The following is a 21,286-nucleotide window of genomic DNA, read 5'->3' on the forward strand; positions in this document are numbered from 1 at the left end:
ACGCACAAATGGCAGTCATTAAAATTGAGCATTTAAGTAAATCATTTGGACGTAACCAAGTGTTAAAGGATGTTAATTTTCAAGTGGAAAAAGGGGAAGTCGTTTGTTTAATTGGTTCCTCTGGTTCTGGTAAATCCACTTTACTTCGTTGTATTAATTTATTAGAAACACCAAGTGGTGGGCAAATTATTTATCAAGGGGAGGACATCCTAGACGAAAAACACAATATCCAAGAATATCGAACACATCTAGGCATGGTATTCCAGCAATTCAATTTATTTAACAACCACAATGTTTTAAATAATTGTACAGTGGGTCAAATAAAAGTTTTAAAACGTTTGAAAAAGGAAGCGGAGGAAACAGCGCTTAAATATTTAAAAATCGTCGGGATGGATCAATATGTGAACGCAAAACCTCGACAGCTTTCAGGAGGGCAAAAACAACGCGTAGCCATTGCCCGAGCATTATCCATGAATCCAGAAGTGATGCTTTTTGATGAACCTACATCAGCACTAGACCCTGAGATGGTAGGGGAGGTACTCAAAGTCATGCGACAATTGGCGGATGCAGGCAATACGATGCTTATTGTGACGCATGAGATGGAATTTGCCAAAGAGGTAGCAGATCGCGTAGTCTTTATGGATAAAGGTGTAATTGTCGAAGAGGGCCCACCATCACAAGTATTAATAAACCCTCAACATGATCGAACGAAAGAGTTTTTAAAACGAACATTAAAGTAGTAGCAACAAATGAAAAAGTGAGTCCTAATAGAGGGACTCACTTACTTTCTAGAATTCCACTCTGCATAAAGGACAAAGCAGATTACAAATGCTATTGCAATAATAAAAAACCATTGCGGTACACCGCCAAAGCTCATCATAACACCTCAAATGTAAAATTATTTTGGATAGATTAGGTATTGTATTTCTTTTTTCTCCACAAAAGCCTAAAAATATTATAAAATAAGCATTAGACATTAGCTTTATGCTAGTAAAGAGAGGTAGAGAGAATATGTTACATTTAAAATGGAAAGATGCGCCAACATTACGAACAGTGACTTGCAAACATACCAATGCATCAAAATACTTAGTATCAAACGTATTAACAGTTGGAAAAGAATATGAAGTGAAAAATGAAACAGAAGAGTTCATTTTTATCATCGATAACACTGGCAACGTCGGTGGCTACTATAAAGATTATTTTGCCTAAAAAAAGACAGGGCGGTTCAGATCATTTACTGAGCCACCCTTTTTTTCATTAGTCTCTCTGATAGCCTCTTATATCTGTCGCATCTTGCAACTGTTGTTTTTCTTGTTCAGTCGCCGTATGTAGGGCGAAGACATCTTTTATAGCTGTTTGTAGCTCATGCTGTGTTTCCTTGAATTTCGATACTTGCTGTTCAAATGATGGCCTTGCAAAACGATCCTGTGTCTGTGTTAATCGTTCCTCAAGCTGTGCATAGTGATGATCCATATGCATGGAAAGCATCATCGCCAATTGATTTTTCCATAAAGGAATTAGTGTGACAATGGAAAATTCAATTTTTTCAGCTAATGTTTGGTTCGCTTGCTGTATCATACGAATTTGTGGTGCCGTTTGAAGGGCTACTTGTTGAGAAACCTGTAAATCATAAATGCGTTGATCCAACCTCTCAATTTGCGCAGCGAAATCATTTAGCTGTTGTATAGCAAGTGGCTGTTTATTTGCTTGGACACTTGTTATTTTTGTAGGAAGCTCAACTTCAATGGCTTGCTGTTTTTTCATTTGACCAGCTGCAATGGCAGTAGCTAGTTCCTCGAAAAATCCTCGATTATGTGTATAAAGCGCTTCTAAATTTTCTACATCTCGAATTAGTTGGAGCTGAGCACGTTCCAATTGGACCCCAATACGTTCCACCTGAATACTAATACGCTCAAATTCTGTTAGCGTTTGTTTCACAGTAGGCTCTGTTTTACTACCAAATATCTTATTGAAAAAGGTTTGCTTTTTCGGCTCTAAAGCTGTCGGGTCTACACGATCTAAAGTATGCATTAAGGAATCGAGCATTTGGCCGATTTTTGTCACGTCTTTTTGCTTTACCTGCGCTAACATCCGATCTGCAAACTGGGATAGGGAACGCTGTGAATCTTGCCCTAAGGACAGCAAAGATTCAAAATCAGTTAAATCAAGTTGGCTAGCATATAGTAAGGCTCGACTTTGCGCAAGAGGCGATAGCGTTTCGTACGTCGCCATCGCCTCAGTTTGTGGAGTTGTTTCTAAATAAGATTGTACTAATGGAGAAAGACCGGGAATGGTATTTAATTGGAAAGCATGTTCATTTGCCGTCATTTATCATCGCCTCGCCAGTCCAATTGTTCTCTACGTCTAAGATTAGAACGATTTGCGAATTCAATCTCCATTTGTAGGTGGTCAATATCATTAGCTAGCGCATCCTTTAAATCAATTTGAATCGTATCATTTAAATCGGTAAGTGTTTCACGCGTTTTTGATAACGTCAATTGAATTTCTTTATCCTTCACGGGCTGCCTAGAAAGCATTGTATACTTATCCGTTAATTCCACTGCTGAAGGTAAATGCGCATAGAAAAAGGGTTCAACATTATAAAACTTACGTGGATCCGTCTTTACAACTTTGACGATATTTTTTGAAATGCGCGTCATCTCAAGTAGTTGTTTAAAAGCCGATACAGAACGTACACGTAAATAGTTTTGACTTAATGTTTGAATTTGCTTATTAGCGGTTGATAATTGTGTTTCAATGTGTTTGAATTCTTCTTTTGTGATACCTGCTATTTGCATGACTTTCTTTTTTTGTCTATGTTTCAGCAACGCTGTACTCGTCGCATATGAACCAGCAAACAGTAAACCACCAAGGAAGAATCCAGGATTTGCTGCAATTGCTGCGATAGAAACAGTTGTTAACGAAATAACGAAGCTAGCAGTATGTCTAGAAAAAAACTGTCCAACACTAAGCATTGTTTCTTCCTCCTTGCATTTCAATATGTCTATCTTCTTATACGAAATAATCGACATAAAGTTTCAATGAAAAATGAAACCTTACATAAATTTTACTGCGAAACGCAAATTTTCTCAATGATATTACCTAGAATACCTAGCAATAAGTCGTTCATTATTTATGTCCACTTATTTTTAAGAGATTTGTGAACATTATAGCGTATAGATTCAAATTACTCATGCTTAGGTTTATGTGCTGTTTGATTTGAAAATAAACGTGGATGGCTTGTTTTTTGAAAAAACTTTATGTACGGATGTACGGATATTTTTTTTTCTGTGCTGATTGCGGAAAAATGTTTAATAATACAAAATAAGATAATTACTGTATAATAAAGTCAGCTTATTAGAAATTAGTAACTTGTAAAAAAGAAAGTGGTGGAATGATGAAGAATAATAAAGGAATAATTATTGCTAGCATCATACTTTTATACTGTGTGCTTGACGTTATCTATACATGTGTATTATATGGAAAAATCAATTGGTCTATATTATTTTTAGCAACATGTATGATTGGTTTAATAGAAGTCGCAATAGCCAATAATAAATTACTTAAACAGAACATAAATCATTAACCAGTAAGGCATCTTGTAGTGTCTTACTATGGCCTTACTACTTTGTAAAAAGAAGAGCCAGACTAAACAATGTCTGACTCCATTCGTACATATCCTTTTAAATCATCATACAGCTCTAAAGAAAATGAGTTGGAATCGGCTTGGGGACTTACACCTTTTTGGACAAAAAGAAGGAATTCATTCAGCGCTTTTTCAGCTCCTTCGACTTCAACCTCAATTTGCTCAGCAGCATTCAATCTGCAATACCCTTTTAGCCCTAATTCAATGGCCTTTTGTTTAATAAAGAATCGGTAGCCTGTCCCGTAGACGTCACCAAAAAATTTAATACTTGCTCGTTTGTTCAAGGAAATACCTCCTACCATTAGAGAGAGGGGACGAGCCGCTCTCTTTATTGCATAACTCTTTCTTTTTCTAAATAGGCGATTAAGTTATTAATATTATAAAGAACTTGAGTAGACGCTTCATCTACTTCTTTTAGATGGCTATCTGCTTGTGCGATATTGCCAGCTTTAAAGGCAGCCGCCGCGCGCTTCGCGGATTCGTGAACAAGTAAATGATAATTGTCTAAATCATGATAATCCTGTAAATGGCCGAAGCGTTCCACCGTGCGAGAAGCTGTGTACCATTTGCCAAGTCGACATTCTCTATGGGAAGAGACATCGTTTGGCTCAACATGTTCTAGGCCAAGGAACATATTATAAATGCGCCACTTCCATAAAATATGATCAGCTTTAGATAGCTGTAATAGGGCAATGGATGAAAGCTGGACATTATTATTGGCAATAATATCATTTCGGAAACGATTGATTTCTTTCCCTAAAAGGTGAATATCACTTGATGTATTATGACTATAGTCTCGAATATCTTCCTGCAAGTTGGAAATTTCAATCATTCTAGAGGAGACTTCATCGATAGCCGCTGCCTGTTGCTGGGAAATCGCTGCCGTATTGGTCACATCCAAGTTAATACCTTCAATCGCATGAACAATAGCATTCAATAATGGCAACGATTCTTTCGCCTCAACGGTTGCTTCTTTTATGATGGCTGTTGTTTCTGTTATCGAGTCGGAAACGTCATTGGAATAGCTCTTTAAATGGTGAACATTTGTAGAGACTTCGCTTAAAGCTGAGACCGTGCTTTCCGCAAGTTTTCGTACTTCCTGTGCTACGACCGCAAAGCCTTTACCATGTTCACCCGCGCGTGCAGCTTCAATGGAGGCATTTAGTGCTAGTAAATTAGTTTGGTCCGCAATTTGGTTGATCAATGTCACAACTTGTTCAATATCATTTACCCGTTTTTGCAGTTCTGTAAAAGATTCTACAATCGAAGTAAACGTTTCTTCCGTTTTGAAAATTTCTGATAATGCATGCTCAATTGCATTTTTACCCTGTGTCGCATGGTCAACAGATTCAGTTGTTTTTTCTGATATATGAGAGGACATACGGGCTACTTCATTTATAGAAGCGGCTATTTCTTCAGTCGCAGCTGTAGAGGACTGGATTTCCTCATTTTGCTTGTCTAAACTAAATACTAAATCTTTCATATACATGATTTTGGCATTGACATCCATCAAGGATGATACTTCACCAACAACATTCTCAATGATGCGCTCCGTCAAAACTTCTACCAATAGCTCCTGATCGACATTGACAGCAGACTGGAATGATTTCATAAATTGGAAGGCTTTATTAGGCTTCATCCCAAAGTTATGTAAAATATAAGTAGTAATATAGAAGGCAAATTGATTGAAAACGACAATTAATTTACCAGGCTCATATTGATGCTTGCGAAATAAATTGAAAAATTTGACGGTTTCATCCACATACTCGTCATCACGTGTTGCTAGGAAAAATTGAGTTAAATATTGATTAATATTTTCTTCACTAATGGTTAATTGAGAGGTAGGGGATATCTCACTTAAATAATGGTGAAAAATGGCATTCATAGAAGGGGTAATATCTTTTAGCTTTTCATAGAGCGTCTTTAAATGCTCTTCATCTTGCGAATTGAAATGGTTAAATGCCAATGTTTGATGGAATCGGCCTGTTGCACGTAAATCAGTCCCACGCTTTAGTAGTTCTTCTAGCTCAGCTTTAGGTCGAATGCTTGAAAACATATAAAAACCTCCAAAAATTATGTATAATAAGGTAATAATAGCATAATTCAGGTTGTTTTAATAGACATTTCAGGTGTGTTTGCTAAAATGAAAATATCTTATGACAGCAAGGAATGGGCAAATATGTATACAATTATTTACATGAAAGCGGACTATGAGCCTTGGTGGAAATTTGAGGGCTGGGAAGCTTTTATTCAAACACACGATACATTTGAAGCAAAGGAGCAGTTTGAGCTGGCTTTACAGCATAAACTAGCACTCTTTCGCTCAACATATGATAATGAAGCAGTAAAAGAAGGGCAATATTGGGCCTTTTGGTCAGAGGATGAAAGTTTCTTCTGTGAGGCATGTGATGATGACGCACAAGTATATCATGGAATTATTGCATGTAAAATGGAAGAAAAGTAAAATACTTTTGAAATAAAGTAAAAAAACAATTTTCTTTATTTGACAAAATTATGAATGCTGGTTATACTTAGGTTAACAATTTAATTGCTTCACCGGAAACATGAATTCACATATTACAAAAAGTGATCGCGTTAGTACGGTACTCTTTGTAATATGTGAATTTTTTTCAATCGCTGAAGAAATTACATATTGTTCACTTTTATTTTTTGGAGGTTTTCTTAAATGAAACAAGGTACAGTAAAATGGTTTAACTCAGAAAAAGGTTTTGGATTCATCGAAGTTGAAGGTGAAAACGACGTATTCGTACACTTCTCAGCTATCCAAGGCGAAGGTTTCAAAACACTTGACGAAGGTCAAAAAGTGGAATTCGAAGTTGTAGATGGCAACCGCGGACCACAAGCTGCTAACGTAACTAAACTTTAATTCTCAGAAATTAAAATTACTTTCGTTAAACCCAGGCATCCTATGCAAATAGGATGTCTTTTTTTATATCATCGCAATGTTCAATGATTATAAATCTTAAAATTGGATAAATATAAAGTAGTGCTGTTGGCAAAGTTAATAGCGCGGTGGAAGTGCTGGATAGAAGCGCAAGAGCGATGGATAACTAGCAAAGAGACAGATAGTGCGGCGAGAGTGACGGATAGCTCGCAAAAGTGGTAGATATCGAGCAAAGAGACGGATAGCGCAGTGAAAGAGACGGATAGAACTAGCAAAGTGATGGATAGCGCGGCGAGAGAGACGGATAGAACCAGCAAAGAGCCGGATAGCCCGCAAAGTGCTGAATAGCGCACTAAGATTCGTATAGGATTTGAAGAGTGGCGAATAGCCCGCAAAATGTGCTAAAAAGCACCTCAAAAGGTAACTAATTAGCGCCACAAAATAGCACACAAAGGTACTTACTATTGGAGGTTGATTTATTGATGGAAGATTTAATGAAATTACCGAATGATCAGGAACAGCAGGATTTTTATCAGAAGTTACGTACAAAATTAGTTGTTTTTCTTGGGTCGAAGAAGGGCAAGAATAGTAAATTTACACCGTATTTAATGTTTGTGCCTGATTTATTTCATCTATTGGTTAAAACCTTAACAGATGCAGGGGTGGATAAGAAAAGTCGGGCGTTGATCGGTGCGTCGATTGCGTATTTTGTGTTTCCGTTGGATCTGATGCCTGAGGGAATATTAGGGTTTGGTGGTTATTTGGATGATATCGTGTTGGCGACGTTTGTGGTGAATACGATTATTAATAAATTAGGGCCGGAAGTGTTGGAAAAGCATTGGACAGGGGATGATAATCTTTTGCATGCTCTCCAAAAAGTTGCTGAGGTTAGTGATGAGGTCGTTAGTAAAATACCTGTGAAATCGGCCATTGCTCAGTTTGTGAAACAGGAAAGTAAAGATAAATAATATTATTATGTAAACCCCGAATAACTTCAACACCAACAAAAATGAACCTGCACTTTACAGGTTCATTTTTTGTTGGATTGTTCTAAAATATGGTGGAGTTGTTGGACTGGGACAAATAGGCCTACTCGTCCTATAGGTTCATATTTCATCGTGGCAAAGATAATCCCGATGACTTCACCCTGTTGATCAATGACGGGACTGCCACTATTGCCACGGTAAACCGGGGCTTTCAGCATTATTACTGGTACTTGCCAATCGTCTAATTGAATGGATTCCAGCAAAGTTCCCTCATTAGCTATTCCAGTAAAGGAAAGGGGGTTACCGATAAAATAGATATGCTCATTTTCAGGGAAGGTTGGATCAGCTGCTAGTGGAAGATAGGGAAGCTGATCTGCTTGAACTTGCAATAAGGCTAAATCAATATCCGGATAGCTCTCAATTAGTGTTGCTTCCATTACTCCCTCATCAGGAAATACAACGGATAATGTCGGTGCTTGCTCTACTACATGGGCATTGGTGACAATGAGACCGTCTGGTGAGATGGCGAAACCCGTGCCTTTGCTGGAACCTGTCGAAATTTCCACGATAGCTTTTTTATAAGTTTGTATATCCTCTTGTGCTGATAGCTTGGTTGATACTTTGATAAATTCGATAGCCGGAATAGAATAAATTTGAAAAATAAGCGCGAATGTATTGAAAAACAGTACGAATGCCATACTCCATACAATCCAGCGTACGAATGGCTTGGGCTTTTTTGTTTTTTTGCCATAAAGACGTTCTTCTTGCTCTTGAGCTAATGCTTTTTGTTGCTCTGTTAACACAAGCTCGATAAATTCTTCTTCTGTTAATTCTTCCTGCTCGTTAGCAGACTTATGTAGGTCACTCATAGGATGATGCCTCCTTTTGCTACATAATAGGCGCCCAAGCAGGACGCCTATCATCATCATACTATTCTATTTTTTGTAAGGTGGAAGTCACGACAAATGGCTGCTCTTGATCAGACTCCATCGTATCTTCGATTTTGATGAGGCCAACCCCTTGTGCAAAATACTTGGTCGTTATGAATTGATCTTCAGTGCGTGTAAGTTGGATGACATTTGTATAGACTTTTGTTCCTGTATCGACTTGAACAGTTGTTGATTGAATGGTCCAGCCTTGAAAGCTTGTTCCTACTTGTATCGGTTGCTGTAGTATCGTTTCTAGCACAGGGTAAGCTGCAACCTCAGTTGTACTAGGCAATCTTGGGTTACTGTCTACAGGTTCACGATAGACTAGCTCAATCTTTGAATCTGTCATGCGATAAATTTTTAATAGAGTCACACCACCATTATCTTCCACTTGAGCAATATGTTGTGTATCGATATAGGTAGTTTGTAGAGTAAAGCTGGCATATTCATTTCCCTCTCCTTGAAAATATGCGACAGAGCCATCAGGTGGGAAATAGGTGAGTAGTGACACTTGATCTTGAACAGCTGGGTGCACAGGTTCTTTTTTCATTTCTTCATGGCACCCTGCCAATAACAATGCAAGAGCAAGTACGAAAATAGAATGTTTCATTGGCACACTCCTTCGCTACTTTATATTAATTATACGTGAATGTAGCGCATTATACGAATCATAGCTAGTATACCAGTAATAATATTATGTAAACTAAAAAGTAGAAACTTGTAACTATGAAAAAAATTAACTAAGATAGAATTGTAGTTAGAAAATGGGGGGCATGGTTATGTATAGACAAGCGGATGATTTTTTACAGGAATGGACGATGGCTGCAGAGGGAACACTGAAAGTATTACAGGCAGTAACTGACGATAAGTTGGATCAAAGTATCGTAGAGGGACATAGTACACTTGGCTGGCTTGGTTGGCATTTAGTTGGAGCGGCTGGATATTTTAGTTATTTAGCAGGCTTAAAGGTTCCGATGATTCGTCAAGAAGACCCTGTACCAACGACAGCTGTAGAAATTGTACAAGCATATGAGAAAGTTGTAAATGGTATAAAAGAGGAAGCAGCAAAGCTTTCAAATGAAGATTTACTAGAAGTGGTAAATGGCTTTACAGGGCCAATACCAAAGGGCGCTTTATTACGTGCATTAATTGATCATCAAACGCATCATCGCGGTCAAATGACAGTTCTACTTCGTCAAGCTGGTTTACCAGTACCGGGTGTTATGGGACCAACACAAGAAATGAAATAGACTATAATTTCAGCAGATAAATAACCTATCTGCTGTATTTTTATTTGACACTTACCTACTAGTAAGTTAGTATATAGCCATGACAAATAGAAAATCACAAATCATTGAATTAACATTGAAGAATATTCAAGAAAAAGGTTTCACATCATTTAGTTATGACCATTTAGCGAAAGAGCTTGGTGTAACAAAAGCGAGCATTCATTATCATTTTGAAAAGAAGGAAGACTTAGGGGTCGCAGTTTGCGAAAGAATTCAAAAAGGATTAGGGGAGGCTTATACAGTAATTAAGGAATCTACAGTAGCAGCTGAGGAAAAACCTTTCGCCTTTATTTTGCGACGGATTAAATTTCTAGAACAAGATGGTGTTTGCCCGATCACTGCGTTACAGGCGGATTATCAAGAATTGTCACCTTCGATGCAAGAAAAAGTTCAACAGCTTAGCCAAATGGAAGTCGATGTTTTAGTGGATTTACTACAAGATGCTAAGAACTATGGTTCACTTCAGTCGACAATGGATTTAGAGGCATTAGCCATCCTTCTTATTTCGAGTACGAAGGGTGCTTTGCAATACAAACGGGTTTTAGGGGAAGATTTCTTTCACAAAATGCTGGAGCAATTAAAGAAACTGTTAAAGTAAACGAAAAAGGAGAGGAAGATATGGTACGTAGAGTAGTTGTCACAGGATATGGTGTTATCTCACCACTAGGTCAAACAGTATCAGCCTTGTGGGAGAACATTAAAGAAGGTAAATCAGGTATTACAAAGTTAGAAGCGGAGGAATTCAGCGGCATTCATACACAAATTGCTGGTTCTATTGCTGACTTTAATGCTACTCAATATATGGATAAAAAGGAATTAAGTAAATATGATCTTTTTGTTCAATATGCACTGGCTGCATCTCAGCAGGCTTTGGAGCAAGCAAACATAAATATGGAGCAAGTTGATAAGGAACGACTAGGTGTTTATATTGGCTCAGGTATTGGGGGAATTGAGACGATTTTAGCGAATCATCAAGCCATGCTCGATAATGGACCAAGGAAGGTGTCACCGTTTATGGTGCCGATGATGATTAGCAATATGGCCGCAGGGATTATCGCGATTAAAACAGGCTTTAAAGGGCCAAGCTTCTCACCAGTTTCCGCTTGTGCAACGGGTAACCAAGCAATTGGTGAAGCGTTTTTAAATATACGCCATGGCTATGCAGATGGAATTTTAGCTGGTGGGGCTGAGGCACCGATAAATCCGCTGAGCTTTGCTGGATTTTCCCGTATGAAGGCGATGTCTACTAGGAACGATGTGCCAGAACAAGCTAGCCGACCATTCGATAGCCATCGTGACGGCTTCGTCATGTCAGAGGGAGCAGGGGTTGTGTTCCTAGAGGAATATGAACATGCTAAGCAAAGGGGCGCTACGATTCTTGGAGAAATCGTAGGCTATGGGGTGACGACTGATGCTTTCCATATTACAGCGCCTGATTTTACTGGGGCAGCTAATGCGATGAAACTAGCCTTAAACATGGGGGACATTGATGTGACGGCTGTCGATTATATCAATGCGCATGGTACTAGTACACCAGAGGGAGACAAATCCGAAACAAAGGCTATTAAAAGTGTATTTGGTGAGCATGCCTATCAATTAAAAGTGAGCTCCACGAAGTCGATGACAGGCCATCTTTTTGGCGCAGCTGGCGGAATCGAGGCCATCATTACTTTAAAAAGTATTATGGAAGGTATCATTCCACCAACGATCAATTACGAAACGCCAGATCCAGAGTGTGATTTGAATTATGTTCCAAACGAGGCGCTTCATCAAACCGTCAACATTGCTTTGTCTAACGGTTTTGGCTTTGGCGGTCATAATGCTGTGTTGGCTTTTAAAAAGTTTGAGGAATAATAGTACACAATGGTATGAAATGGAATGTTTCATACCATTTTTTATTGTCTTTATTAAATGACCTATACATCTATGATAAGTTCTACTTATGAGATTACGCTGATAATCAATATTTTCGCTTATGTACTTTCTATGATATGTTAAAAAGAAGGGAGGATGGATAATGAGGATTTTTGATGCACATTTTCATATTATTGATTTTGATTTTCCGGTTATAGAAAATCAAGGATACACACCACCGAGCTATATAGTAGAGGACTATCAAAAGGAAACAGCTCTTTTCAATATAGAGGGGGGCGCCATTGTTTCCGGTTCCTTTCAAGGATTTGATCAAAATTATTTACTGAAGGCTTTGAAACAACTAGGTCCCTCTTTTTGTGGGGTGACGCAATTACCGTATACAGTGACAGATGATGAAATCCTTCATTTACATAAAAATGGAGTAAGGGCCTTGCGCTTCAATATTCAACGAGGTGGTTCAGAGGATTTGTCTAAACTCGATAGCTTTGCAAGAAGAGTGTATGAGCTGGCGGGGTGGCATAGTGAACTTTATTTAGATGCCAAATATTTACCAGAGATTGCTTCCACGATGGAAGCATTACCAGCCATTTCAATTGACCATCTAGGCTTATCGGAGGAAGGATTACCACATTTGCTAAAGCTTGTAGAAAAGGGTGTACGTGTGAAAGCGACTGGTTTTGGTCGGGTAGAATTGAATGTGAAAAATGCTTTGCAAACCATCTATAGCATTCATCCAGATGCATTAATGTTTGGAACAGATTTGCCATCGACACGAGCAAATCGACCTTTTGAATTTGAGGATGTTGAATTGATTCAAGAGCTTTTTGATGAACAGGCTGCGGATAAAATTCTCTATCAAAATGCTAGGAAATGGTATGACAAGTAAATGCAAAAAATCCTCTACGCAAACATTCGGTAGAGGATTTTTATTGAAATTAGTTTAAACCTTCGCGATCTTTCCACTCTAAGAATTCATCATATGTTAATTGCTTATCTAAAATTGAACCGTCTTCACGGATTTCAATCACACGGTTAGCAATTGTTTGAATGAACTGATGGTCATGAGATGTGAAAATCATAGCCCCTTTGAAACGAATTAAGCCTTCGTTCAATGCTTGAATAGATTCAAGGTCAAGGTGGTTTGTTGGTTCATCTAGTAAAATTACGTTCGCTGTTGCAAGCATCATTTTTGATAACATACAACGAACTTTTTCGCCTCCTGATAAAACAGAAGGTGATTTTTTCACTTCTTCACCAGAGAACAGCATGCGTCCTAGGAAACCACGTAGGAAGCTTTCTGTTTCATCATCAGGAGAATATTGACGTAACCATTCTACTAATGACTTTTCTGTTCCTTCGAAGTACTTGTCATGATCGTTTTCGAAGTAGCTTTGAGAAGTAGTTACACCCCATTTAAATGTACCAGCATCTGCTTCTTTATCTTCCATTAAGATATCAAGAAGCGCCGTTTTAGCAAGTGGGCTACCAAGTAAAACGATTTTATCATCTTTGTTCATCGAGAAACGAATATCTTTGAATAGTGATTCGCCTTCATGATTTGCAGTTAGACCTTCAACTGTTAATACATCATTCCCGATATCACGACCAATTTGGAAGTTGATGAATGGATATTTACGGCTTGATGGTTTAATGTCATCTAACTCGATTTTATCCAGCATTTTTTTACGAGATGTCGCTTGCTTCGATTTAGAAGCATTCGCAGAGAATCGTGCGATAAACGCTTGTAATTCTTTGATTTTTTCTTCTTTTTTAGAATTTTGGTCTTGAGCCATTTTTTGAGCTAATTGAGAAGATTCATACCAGAAATCATAGTTACCCACATATAATTGGATTTTAGAGAAGTCCAAATCAGCAATATGTGTACATACTTTGTTTAAGAAGTGACGGTCATGGGATACAACAATGACTGTGTTTTCAAAGTTAATTAAGAACTCTTCTAACCATTGGATAGCTTTTAAGTCAAGGTGGTTGGTAGGCTCATCGAGTAACAGTACATCAGGCTGACCAAATAGGGCCTGCGAAAGTAATACTTTTACTTTATCTGAACCTTCAAGATCACCCATTAGCATGTAGTGAAGGTCATCTGAGATACCTAAACCGTTTAATAATGTCGCTGCTTCTGACTCAGCTTCCCAACCGTTTAGCTCTGCAAATTCACCTTCTAGCTCAGCGGCACGCATACCATCCTCATCTGAGAAATCTTCCTTTGCATAGATAGCATCTTTTTCTGTTTTTACGTCATAGAGGCGTTTATTCCCCATAATTACAGTGTCAAGCACTGTATAATCATCGTATTCAAAATGGTTTTGTTTAAGGACGGATAAACGTTCGTCCTTGCCCATTGATACGTTACCTTCTTGTGCTTCAATTTCACCAGAAAGAATTTTTAAGAATGTTGATTTACCAGCACCGTTTGCGCCAATTAAACCATAGCAGTTACCTGGTGTGAATTTTATATTTACGTCTTCAAATAGTTTACGATCGCCATAGCGAAGACCTACATTACTAACTTGAATCATGCAAGTTCCTCCTTTTTTCACAATGGCACTAGTATATCATGAAATATGTTCCATAGTCTATAAACATTATGACAGCAAGGTTTATTGGCAATTGTTTTATTGAATAGCCCCAGCACCTGTAAACTGTTACTGAATAAAACTACGGATTCCGTTTCCATTTCTTTTAAAACATGTCCGTATACTTTATAAATCATATCAGGTGTATTTCCCAGTCTTTCAGAAATTACTTTCACATTCATTCCTTGATTTAATAAGCAATGTGTGTGACGTAATCCGTGCAAAGTAATTTTGGGAATAAGAGTTCTTTTTGTAATTCTATCAACTATTTTTTTGTTCGTTCAGCAGATAACGGATCAAACGAGTTAGCGGAGAGAAAGATAAATGAACTTTCAGATAATTTTTGCCACAGGGAAACATTTATTAACAAGAAATGTGTAGTAATGAATATTCACCAAGAAACAGGTCTTTCTAGGAACACTGTTTACTCAATTAAAAGGCAATTAGATGTAGATTCGAAATAAAATCACGACGTTAATAATAAGTAAAAATCCTGTGTTGATAAGCAGGATTTTTTTGTACCACAAACGGGTCAGGTCATGGAATAAGCATCAAATATGGATTTGATATCTTTCTATTGCGTATGGATATTTGCCACAATATTTAACAAGAAATGTTAAGAACTGTTGATAGATATATCCTTAAATCCTCTATATTATAAAAATAAAAGGAGATGAAAAACATGATTGGTATGAATATTCGTGTTTTGCGTAAAAGGCATAAACTAAGTCAAGAACAATTGGCTGAAAAGGTAAACGTATCACGGCAGACCATAGCGAAGTGGGAAAACGGGGAGGCTATACCAGATATTCACAAATTCAAAATGCTCGGTGATATTTTTCAAGTAACCATAGATCAATTATCCCAAAATATGAATGAAGAAGAAGCAAACCGGATCAGTCCTAAAGGGAAGCAGTTCTTTGGTGTTGTGAAGGTAGGAGAACGCGGACAGATTGTAATTCCAAAACATGCACGTGAAATGTATCAGATTCATGCAGGTGATAAACTGGTTGTTTTGGGAGAGGATGCGACAAAAGGAATCGCTGTCTTAAAAAGTGACGGATTCCTAGAATTTGCAGAGATGATTCGAAATGCAGAATCGAAGGATGAGATTGAATGAGTAAAATCATCTTTTTTTCGTTACCCGCACATGGTCACACCAACCCCACTATTCCGGTAGTAACCGAATTAATAAAGAAAGGTCATCAAGTTTGGTATTATTCCTTTTTAGAATTTCAGGACAAAATAGAAGACACGGGTGCTTTTTTTATGGCTTGTGATGAATTCTTACCTAAAGTTACACATATAGAATTGGACCGTAAGGTTGGCAAAGATTTTGCAGCATTAATTGAAATGGCAGCGGATATAACGATTGCTTTGGATAAAAAGGTGTGTAAAGAATTAAGGGATATTCAGCCAGACTGCATTGTATCTGACTCTTTATGTATTTGGGGAAAATTATTTGCTGAGAAACTAGGAATTCCATATATTTGTTCGACTACTTCGTTTGCCTTTAATCAGTATACAGCAAAACTAATGAAGCGGAGTTTCATGGAAGTCTGGAGAATGATTCTAGGCATGCGAAGGATTAACAGAAAAATCAAACTATTAAATGATCATGGTTATCAAGTAGAGAATTTTGTATCGTTAGTTCAAAATGATAATGAAACGGACACCATTGTTTACACTTCGAAAGAATTTCAGCCAATGGCGGATACCTTTTCTGAGCGCTATGCCTTTGTTGGACCATCCATAAAGCAGTCTATACCGATACAGAATGATAAAAGGGTTAGAAAAGTAATCTACATCTCTCTTGGGACTATACTAAATCAGAATCAGGATTTTTACCAAAACTGTCTCAAAGCATTTGGGAAGACAGAGTATGATGTTGTGATGTCAGTCGGAGAAAAAACTGAGATTTCGTCTCTTGATAGCGTACCAGAAAATTTCATAGTGAAAAACGCTGTGGATCAGATCTCGGTATTACAGAAAGCAGATGTATTTATTACCCACTGCGGGATGAATAGTACGAATGAAAGCCTATATTTTGGAGTTCCAATGGTTTTATTTCCGCAACATAGCGAACAAAGAATGGTAGCTGACCGAGTTGCCCAGCTCGGTGCAGGATTAAAACTTAATAGAAAAACTCCAAAGTATTTAGCAACAGCGGTAGCTGAAGTGCTTACAAATCGAGTATACCAGGAAGAAGCGCAGAAACTGTCAGAAAGCTTTAGGAAAGCTGGTGGTGCAGTAGAAGCAGCTAATGTGATCCTGCGTAAAATTGGAGAGAAATCCTAACGGCTTTGTATTCTGCAAAAGTTTATATGGTGAACAAAATTTCAAGAAGCAGGCGCATTTCTTTATTAATGAATGCGTCTTTCTTCATCTAAAGGACCAGATTATAGAATAACGTACTTTAACGAAAGGTTCCAAAACGATGCTGTGGGAATTTACTATTCTGTAATCTCCAAACAAAAATTGGATGACAAAGTAACTGGGCTAACCAATGATATTCGAGATAATATCATAGAAGTAAAAGACTCGCTAAATCAACGGTGAAACAGACCATCAATTTACTCAATATGATGGTGCGAGTTTTCAGTCTGTAGGTAAGCACCGCATTGAACACACGCTGAACAAACACCTGAGAAAACGCTTGCCTTCGTAAAGAAGCATAGTAGGAAATAGCTCAATACGCACATCAGGTTTGGTTTAATGAATTGGCTTCTGTCCGTTACTAGTGAGCTAAAAAACATCACATCGCATTAATATCATCTTTGTAGGAATACCTTGTAACTTCATTTCAACTGCTTTTAATTTTACTTCTTGCGGATAACTCACTCTCGTTCCCATAAAAATAAGCACCTCCAATTGATATTAGGATACATTACCCTAAATTCAATTGAAGATGCTTTTTTGTTTTGTCTAACCCGAAGAGGTCAGTTCAAGGGGCAGCCCACCCCTCTTTTTGTTACCTAATTGAGTTTTGTGAAGTATCTTATCTCTTCTTTATCCGTATAAAAGCCAACCGATTCGTATAGAGATAAAGCTGATTTATTTGTCGTTAGTACCATGAGAGTAGCTTATTGTAGCTTATGAGACTTAAGATATTTCAAAGCCTGTGCAAGCGTAAACTTTGCAATTCCACGCTTTCTCCATGGTTCACGGACAAAAACGTCCTCAATTACACCGTAGTCTTCTTCCTACCATGTCGTTAGTCCGCCAATAATAGTGTCTATTTGACGTATGACCATGGATGTCCATAGCTTGTTATTTTTGTATTCAGACAACCTATTAAGACCAAGTGGAGCATCTGGCCAAATTTCAGCTTCAATATCAAGGTAATCTCTTTCCTCGCTAGATGTCTCCATGCTCCAGTGTGAGAATTGAAACTCCTCCTGAAGTTTTAACACAAGAACCGGTTCAGTCAAATCTCGATTCATGCTATACAAACTATTCAGAGGGAGATATCCTTTTTGGATAAAAAAACTGATTGTTTGCTGTTTCTTTCGAATCGTTACCAACACAAAGTATTGTTCCATATTCTTGAGGTAAAGTTACCTTTAATTGCTTTGCTCTTGTTAAAAGATATTGATAGACTTTGTCAAGCAGAGTAGTGTCCTGTTCTCTTTCATAAATGGTTTTCAGATTAATATATATAGAGTGATTGTTCTCTTTTGAACGACCAGGAGGAACAACGTTAATGATGCTAACTTGCCCCTTAGCGACCATTTTCCCATCTTCAAATGCGCAATAAACGTTACTCCAATTATCTTCGTCCCCGACCCACCAAAACATCGCGTTGTCTTTTGCTGTTACTGATTGGTACAACTCACCAAGTAAAGGCATATCTCCATGTTCGAAGTTACGAATGAAAAATTCTGTTGGTGATTGGCTCAAAATAATACCCCTCTCAATAGTAGGGGGTTCCGCAGTTTAGAGGGCTAGCTATTCGTTTTCCCTTGAAAAATTTGCCCTTTGCTAACATTTGTTAGCTAACAGTAAAATGCTTAACTTACTATTATTACCATTAAAATAACGCACTTTAATACTTGTATCTACAGATTTTTATCTCTATATTAATTTTTTTCAACAAGTATATAATCGAATTTCGAGAACACCCTAATTCTATTCTTTTAATAAACCTTCAATGACAAATTCAATTAAAATTTATGAATATATCATTGATTTATTATGTATTTAAAAAGATTCCTTTGTTTCGCGTTGGATAGCCCGATATGAGTAATCAAAGAATCTCTTTTTATCATATAATTCCTGGGGATTCACTAGTGATTTGAGTATTTGGATACAGATTTAAAAAAATATATAGTTCTTAAAGTAAATGAGGTAGCCGTTATAAGGTATATAGTGCATCTAAATAATATATTATTTTTCGAGTGCTTTTTAACTATTTTTTCGGTTATAATGAGAAAAACACGAAATATGATTCTAGTTTTATAACTAATGATTCTTGAATTAGTCATGTAATCTATACAATATCGAAGGGGAACTAAGCATGTTTTTAAAAAAAGAACGGAACATAACAATTGGCGATCTTATTAAGTTGAGTGAGGCTCAATTGCAAATGGCTAAACGGGGTCAATATGATTATGAGTATACTTTAGCTTCAACAAATGATGAGGAATTAAAACAGTTAGTACATAATTTAAATCAAGTAAATAGGCTTCGGAAAGAATCTGAAGATCAATTGCAGAAAAAATTGGGTAATGTATTGGAAAGTAATGAAATTGGTCTTTGGGAATTACAAGTATTGAACGGACGCTTGGATGATCCAAACAATGTTTTTACAGCTTCGACAGAATTAAAAGAGCTCTTAGGATTCAATAGTTATGCTATTAAAGACAGTTTTCAAGATTTTTTGAAGGTAATTACAGTGGCGCATCGTTCTGATTTTAAAGAGATGCTAGAGGAGAGTTTAGAAACACAAACTCGTTTTAATATGGAGCATTTGATATGCTGCCGTGACGGTCAAGAGCGCTGGATACAGACTACAGGAATTGCTTCTCATCTTGAAGATGATCAGTATCAAATAATTGGTTTGATGATGAATATTCATGATAAAAAAATAAACGTGGAAAAATTACAGGGATATGTAACACGTTATGATTTAATCAATAAAGCTCTAGTAGAAGCGCCATGGGATATGATTGTAGATCAAGGTGATCCATTAAATCCACAAAATTCCTTTTGGTGGAGTGAACAATTTCGAAGAACATTAGGCTTCAAGGATGAACTCGATTTTCCAAATATTATGAGCTCTTGGAGTGATCGCTTGCATCCAGAGGACAAGCAGCTTGCATTAGATGCGTTTAGTGCCCATTTATTAGATTTTTCTGGGCGTACGCCATTTCAAGTAGATTATCGCCTTCAATTAAAAACAGGTGAATATCGCTGGTTTCATGCAAATGGTACAACGCTTCGTAATAGTGAGGGAGCTCCTTTGCGAGTGGCAGGAACTATTCGAGATATTACACATGAAAAAATGAAAGAGCAAAATGTGCAAGAAACTATGACACGTATGGAGGAATTATCAGCTTCTATTAATCAAATGGTTGATGGCATTAATTCTATTACTATGCAGGCACAGGAACTGGCGAACACACAGGAAAAAACAACCGAAGCTGCCAATGATGCGAAAGGGGTAGCAGATGAAACACAGATTATATCACATTTTATTCGAGAGATAGCAGATCAGACAAATTTACTAGGGTTAAATGCTGCAATAGAAGCGGCACGTGCAGGAGAACAAGGAAAAGGTTTTGGTGTAGTAGCTGAAGAGGTAAGAAAATTAGCAGTTAATTCGGCTAAGGCAACAGGTAATATTGAATCAAGTTTAATGCAAATAAAGGTTTCTATTGATACAATTATTGACTATATGGATAAAATTAGTGAGCTTGCGCAAATGCAGGCGGCTCTTACAGAACAATTAAATGCCTCGGCAGATGAAATTGGTACAATGTCACAGGATTTGGTGGAATTTTCAAAGCAACAATAAAATTAAGGAGTATTTCGCTAGTTGATTATTTAACGTCAAGTGACAATAAAAAAGCTTTTATATAAAGCAAATAGGGGAATTCCCATTAAAATAACCAGGGGCTCATAAAATTTTTTATGAGTATCTGGTTTTATTTATGAGTTTTAAAAAATGCCTTTTTTGGCGTTCAGTACACAGAGTGCTAGCAGAGATATACTTAGATCAACAGCTAAGAGACTACCTAAAAGTCCCATAGTAACATATCTTATTTCTATTTATAAAAAGATTACTAAACAACAACACTTGACGCTGTATTAGGTCCGAATTTAGTAGAAAGTATGGGTAGATTTGCACTGTTAATTGGGATTCCTCCCCTTGCGGGACCGTTTATATTATCGTCTATCGCTTTTTGGCAGGGTTAGTGCTTTTATTTTGTTACGTCCTGATCCATTAAAAATTGCAACAATGATAGAAGCAAACAGACAAGAAAATGAGCTTGGAAATAAGACAGAATCCTTAAATAAAAATGCTCTAAATAAAAGAGGTCTTACAGTCGGTGCAACGGTTATGGTTCTTACTCAGATTGTAATGGTTGCTATAATGAGGATGACACCAGTACATATGAAACCTCATGGTCATGGTTTATCGGAGGTTGGAATTGTTATAGGATTTCATGTAGATGTTATGTATCTTCCGTCGATCGTAACAGTGATTCTTGCCTTGTAGTAGTCACGTTCTTCTTCCATATCTTTGAAGTGAATCCGTTTGCCTTTTAACGGATTTTTTATGCCTTTCGCCCCCGATCCAGCAGATGGAAGACGGTTAAACGCGTCAATCGACTCTACTTCTTTAAACTCTCTCACCCATACCTTCACTTGTGAAACATTACGAATCTCGTATTTTTCCGCAATCTTTTGCATACTTTCTTCTCCCGCCAAATAAGCCTGTACTACTTCTAATTTCAACTCAGTTGGATACGTATTATTCTTTCTCGACATCGAAAAATCCCCTTTAAGTATAATGTTATCTACAGCGTACTGTAGTTTTTTTAACATTGTCTACCT

At 37.3% G+C, this 21,286-nt stretch carries 20 protein-coding genes and 2 pseudogenes; 13 read left to right on the forward strand and 9 right to left on the reverse strand.

What is annotated here, in order from left to right:
• Positions 1-8 precede the first annotated feature (8 nt).
• Both MKX57_RS11545 and MKX57_RS11550 read left to right on the forward strand, forming a co-directional pair.
• On the forward strand, positions 9-740 hold the full coding sequence (locus MKX57_RS11545; protein WP_342551098.1) for an amino acid ABC transporter ATP-binding protein: 732 nt from the start codon (positions 9-11) through the stop codon (positions 738-740).
• A gap of 271 nt (positions 741-1,011) precedes the next feature.
• A complete protein-coding gene (locus tag MKX57_RS11550) occupies positions 1,012-1,209 on the forward strand; it encodes a DUF6501 family protein (protein ID WP_012294410.1) in 198 nt (65 codons plus the stop codon).
• A gap of 48 nt (positions 1,210-1,257) precedes the next feature.
• On the opposite strand, the gene MKX57_RS11555 is transcribed toward MKX57_RS11550, so the two are convergent.
• From MKX57_RS11555 to MKX57_RS11570, 4 genes are all read right to left on the reverse strand, one after another.
• A complete protein-coding gene (locus MKX57_RS11555) occupies positions 1,258-2,328 on the reverse strand; it encodes a toxic anion resistance protein (RefSeq protein WP_008181219.1) in 1,071 nt (356 codons plus the stop codon).
• Positions 2,325-2,975: a 5-bromo-4-chloroindolyl phosphate hydrolysis family protein gene (locus MKX57_RS11560; protein WP_036220465.1), complete on the reverse strand. Its 651-nt coding sequence runs from the start codon at positions 2,973-2,975 to the stop codon at positions 2,325-2,327. Before MKX57_RS11560 ends, MKX57_RS11555 begins: the two co-directional genes overlap by 4 nt.
• Positions 2,976-3,648: 673 nt before the next feature.
• Positions 3,649-3,930 carry an acylphosphatase gene (locus tag MKX57_RS11565; protein WP_025115385.1) on the reverse strand — a complete coding sequence of 94 codons (282 nt, stop codon included), beginning with the start codon at positions 3,928-3,930 and terminating at the stop codon, positions 3,649-3,651.
• A 44-nt stretch (positions 3,931-3,974) separates the two neighbouring features.
• A complete protein-coding gene (locus MKX57_RS11570) occupies positions 3,975-5,702 on the reverse strand; it encodes a methyl-accepting chemotaxis protein (protein ID WP_008181211.1) in 1,728 nt (575 codons plus the stop codon).
• A gap of 87 nt (positions 5,703-5,789) precedes the next feature.
• Between MKX57_RS11570 and MKX57_RS11575 the strand changes: the two genes are divergently transcribed.
• The 3 genes from MKX57_RS11575 to MKX57_RS11585 all read left to right on the forward strand — a co-directional run bounded on the left by MKX57_RS11575 (position 5,790) and on the right by MKX57_RS11585 (position 7,519).
• Positions 5,790-6,110, forward strand: a complete 321-nt coding sequence (locus MKX57_RS11575; protein ID WP_237068825.1) for a DUF1033 family protein — start codon at positions 5,790-5,792, stop codon at positions 6,108-6,110.
• A gap of 222 nt (positions 6,111-6,332) precedes the next feature.
• Positions 6,333-6,533, forward strand: a complete 201-nt coding sequence (locus MKX57_RS11580; RefSeq protein WP_004230088.1) for a cold-shock protein — start codon at positions 6,333-6,335, stop codon at positions 6,531-6,533.
• Positions 6,534-7,033: 500 nt separating this feature from the next.
• Complete coding sequence (locus MKX57_RS11585; protein ID WP_342551123.1) at positions 7,034-7,519, forward strand: DUF1232 domain-containing protein; 486 nt, start codon at positions 7,034-7,036, stop codon at positions 7,517-7,519.
• A 62-nt stretch (positions 7,520-7,581) separates the two neighbouring features.
• Here the strand turns inward: MKX57_RS11585 and MKX57_RS11590 are convergent, their stop codons facing one another.
• Positions 7,582-8,406, reverse strand: coding sequence for a serine protease (locus tag MKX57_RS11590; RefSeq protein WP_089984368.1), 825 nt, complete (start codon positions 8,404-8,406; stop codon positions 7,582-7,584).
• 61 nt (positions 8,407-8,467) lie between these two features.
• A complete protein-coding gene (locus MKX57_RS11595; protein WP_089984366.1) occupies positions 8,468-9,076 on the reverse strand; it encodes a hypothetical protein in 609 nt (202 codons plus the stop codon).
• Positions 9,077-9,245: 169 nt separating this feature from the next.
• On the opposite strand from MKX57_RS11595, the gene MKX57_RS11600 reads away from it, so the two are divergent.
• From MKX57_RS11600 to MKX57_RS11615, 4 genes are all read left to right on the forward strand, one after another.
• On the forward strand, positions 9,246-9,716 hold the full coding sequence (locus tag MKX57_RS11600; RefSeq protein ID WP_089984364.1) for a DinB family protein: 471 nt from the start codon (positions 9,246-9,248) through the stop codon (positions 9,714-9,716).
• Positions 9,717-9,795: 79 nt separating this feature from the next.
• Entirely contained in the window at positions 9,796-10,353 is a 558-nt protein-coding gene (locus MKX57_RS11605) for a TetR/AcrR family transcriptional regulator (protein WP_107922231.1), read from the forward strand.
• Between the two features lie 20 nt (positions 10,354-10,373).
• Positions 10,374-11,609, forward strand: a complete 1,236-nt coding sequence (fabF, locus tag MKX57_RS11610) for a beta-ketoacyl-ACP synthase II (RefSeq protein WP_107922232.1) — start codon at positions 10,374-10,376, stop codon at positions 11,607-11,609.
• 163 nt (positions 11,610-11,772) lie between these two features.
• Complete coding sequence (locus tag MKX57_RS11615) at positions 11,773-12,516, forward strand: amidohydrolase family protein (protein WP_239354542.1); 744 nt, start codon at positions 11,773-11,775, stop codon at positions 12,514-12,516.
• Positions 12,517-12,565: 49 nt separating this feature from the next.
• On the opposite strand, the gene MKX57_RS11620 is transcribed toward MKX57_RS11615, so the two are convergent.
• A complete protein-coding gene (locus tag MKX57_RS11620; RefSeq protein ID WP_008180083.1) occupies positions 12,566-14,170 on the reverse strand; it encodes an ATP-binding cassette domain-containing protein in 1,605 nt (534 codons plus the stop codon).
• A gap of 739 nt (positions 14,171-14,909) precedes the next feature.
• Here MKX57_RS11620 and MKX57_RS11625 point away from each other — a divergent pair.
• Positions 14,910-15,347 (forward strand): helix-turn-helix domain-containing protein, encoded by a 438-nt coding sequence (locus tag MKX57_RS11625; protein ID WP_069481329.1) that lies wholly within the window; start codon positions 14,910-14,912, stop codon positions 15,345-15,347.
• Entirely contained in the window at positions 15,344-16,525 is a 1,182-nt protein-coding gene (locus MKX57_RS11630; protein WP_342551099.1) for a macrolide family glycosyltransferase, read from the forward strand. The genes MKX57_RS11625 and MKX57_RS11630 overlap by 4 nt, the downstream gene beginning before the upstream one ends.
• A 677-nt stretch (positions 16,526-17,202) precedes the next feature.
• Here MKX57_RS11630 and MKX57_RS11635 read toward each other — a convergent pair.
• Positions 17,203-18,076: pseudogene (locus MKX57_RS11635) on the reverse strand (GNAT family N-acetyltransferase).
• A 667-nt stretch (positions 18,077-18,743) separates the two neighbouring features.
• Here MKX57_RS11635 and MKX57_RS11640 point away from each other — a divergent pair.
• Together MKX57_RS11640 and MKX57_RS11645 are read left to right on the forward strand one after the other, a co-directional pair.
• On the forward strand, positions 18,744-20,243 hold the full coding sequence (locus tag MKX57_RS11640) for a PAS domain-containing protein (RefSeq protein ID WP_342551100.1): 1,500 nt from the start codon (positions 18,744-18,746) through the stop codon (positions 20,241-20,243).
• 275 nt (positions 20,244-20,518) lie between these two features.
• Positions 20,519-20,939, forward strand: a pseudogene (locus tag MKX57_RS11645) (MFS transporter); the annotation flags it as partial.
• Here the strand turns inward: MKX57_RS11645 and MKX57_RS11650 are convergent.
• Positions 20,894-21,277: a helix-turn-helix domain-containing protein gene (locus MKX57_RS11650; RefSeq protein ID WP_107922238.1), complete on the reverse strand. Its 384-nt coding sequence runs from the start codon at positions 21,275-21,277 to the stop codon at positions 20,894-20,896. The pseudogene MKX57_RS11645 and the gene MKX57_RS11650 sit on opposite strands and share 46 nt — an antisense overlap.
• Between the last annotated feature and the right edge of the window lie 9 nt (positions 21,278-21,286).

The sequence above is a fragment of the Lysinibacillus sp. FSL M8-0216 genome (genome assembly GCF_038595555.1).
GTDB lineage: Bacteria > Bacillota > Bacilli > Bacillales_A > Planococcaceae > Lysinibacillus > Lysinibacillus fusiformis.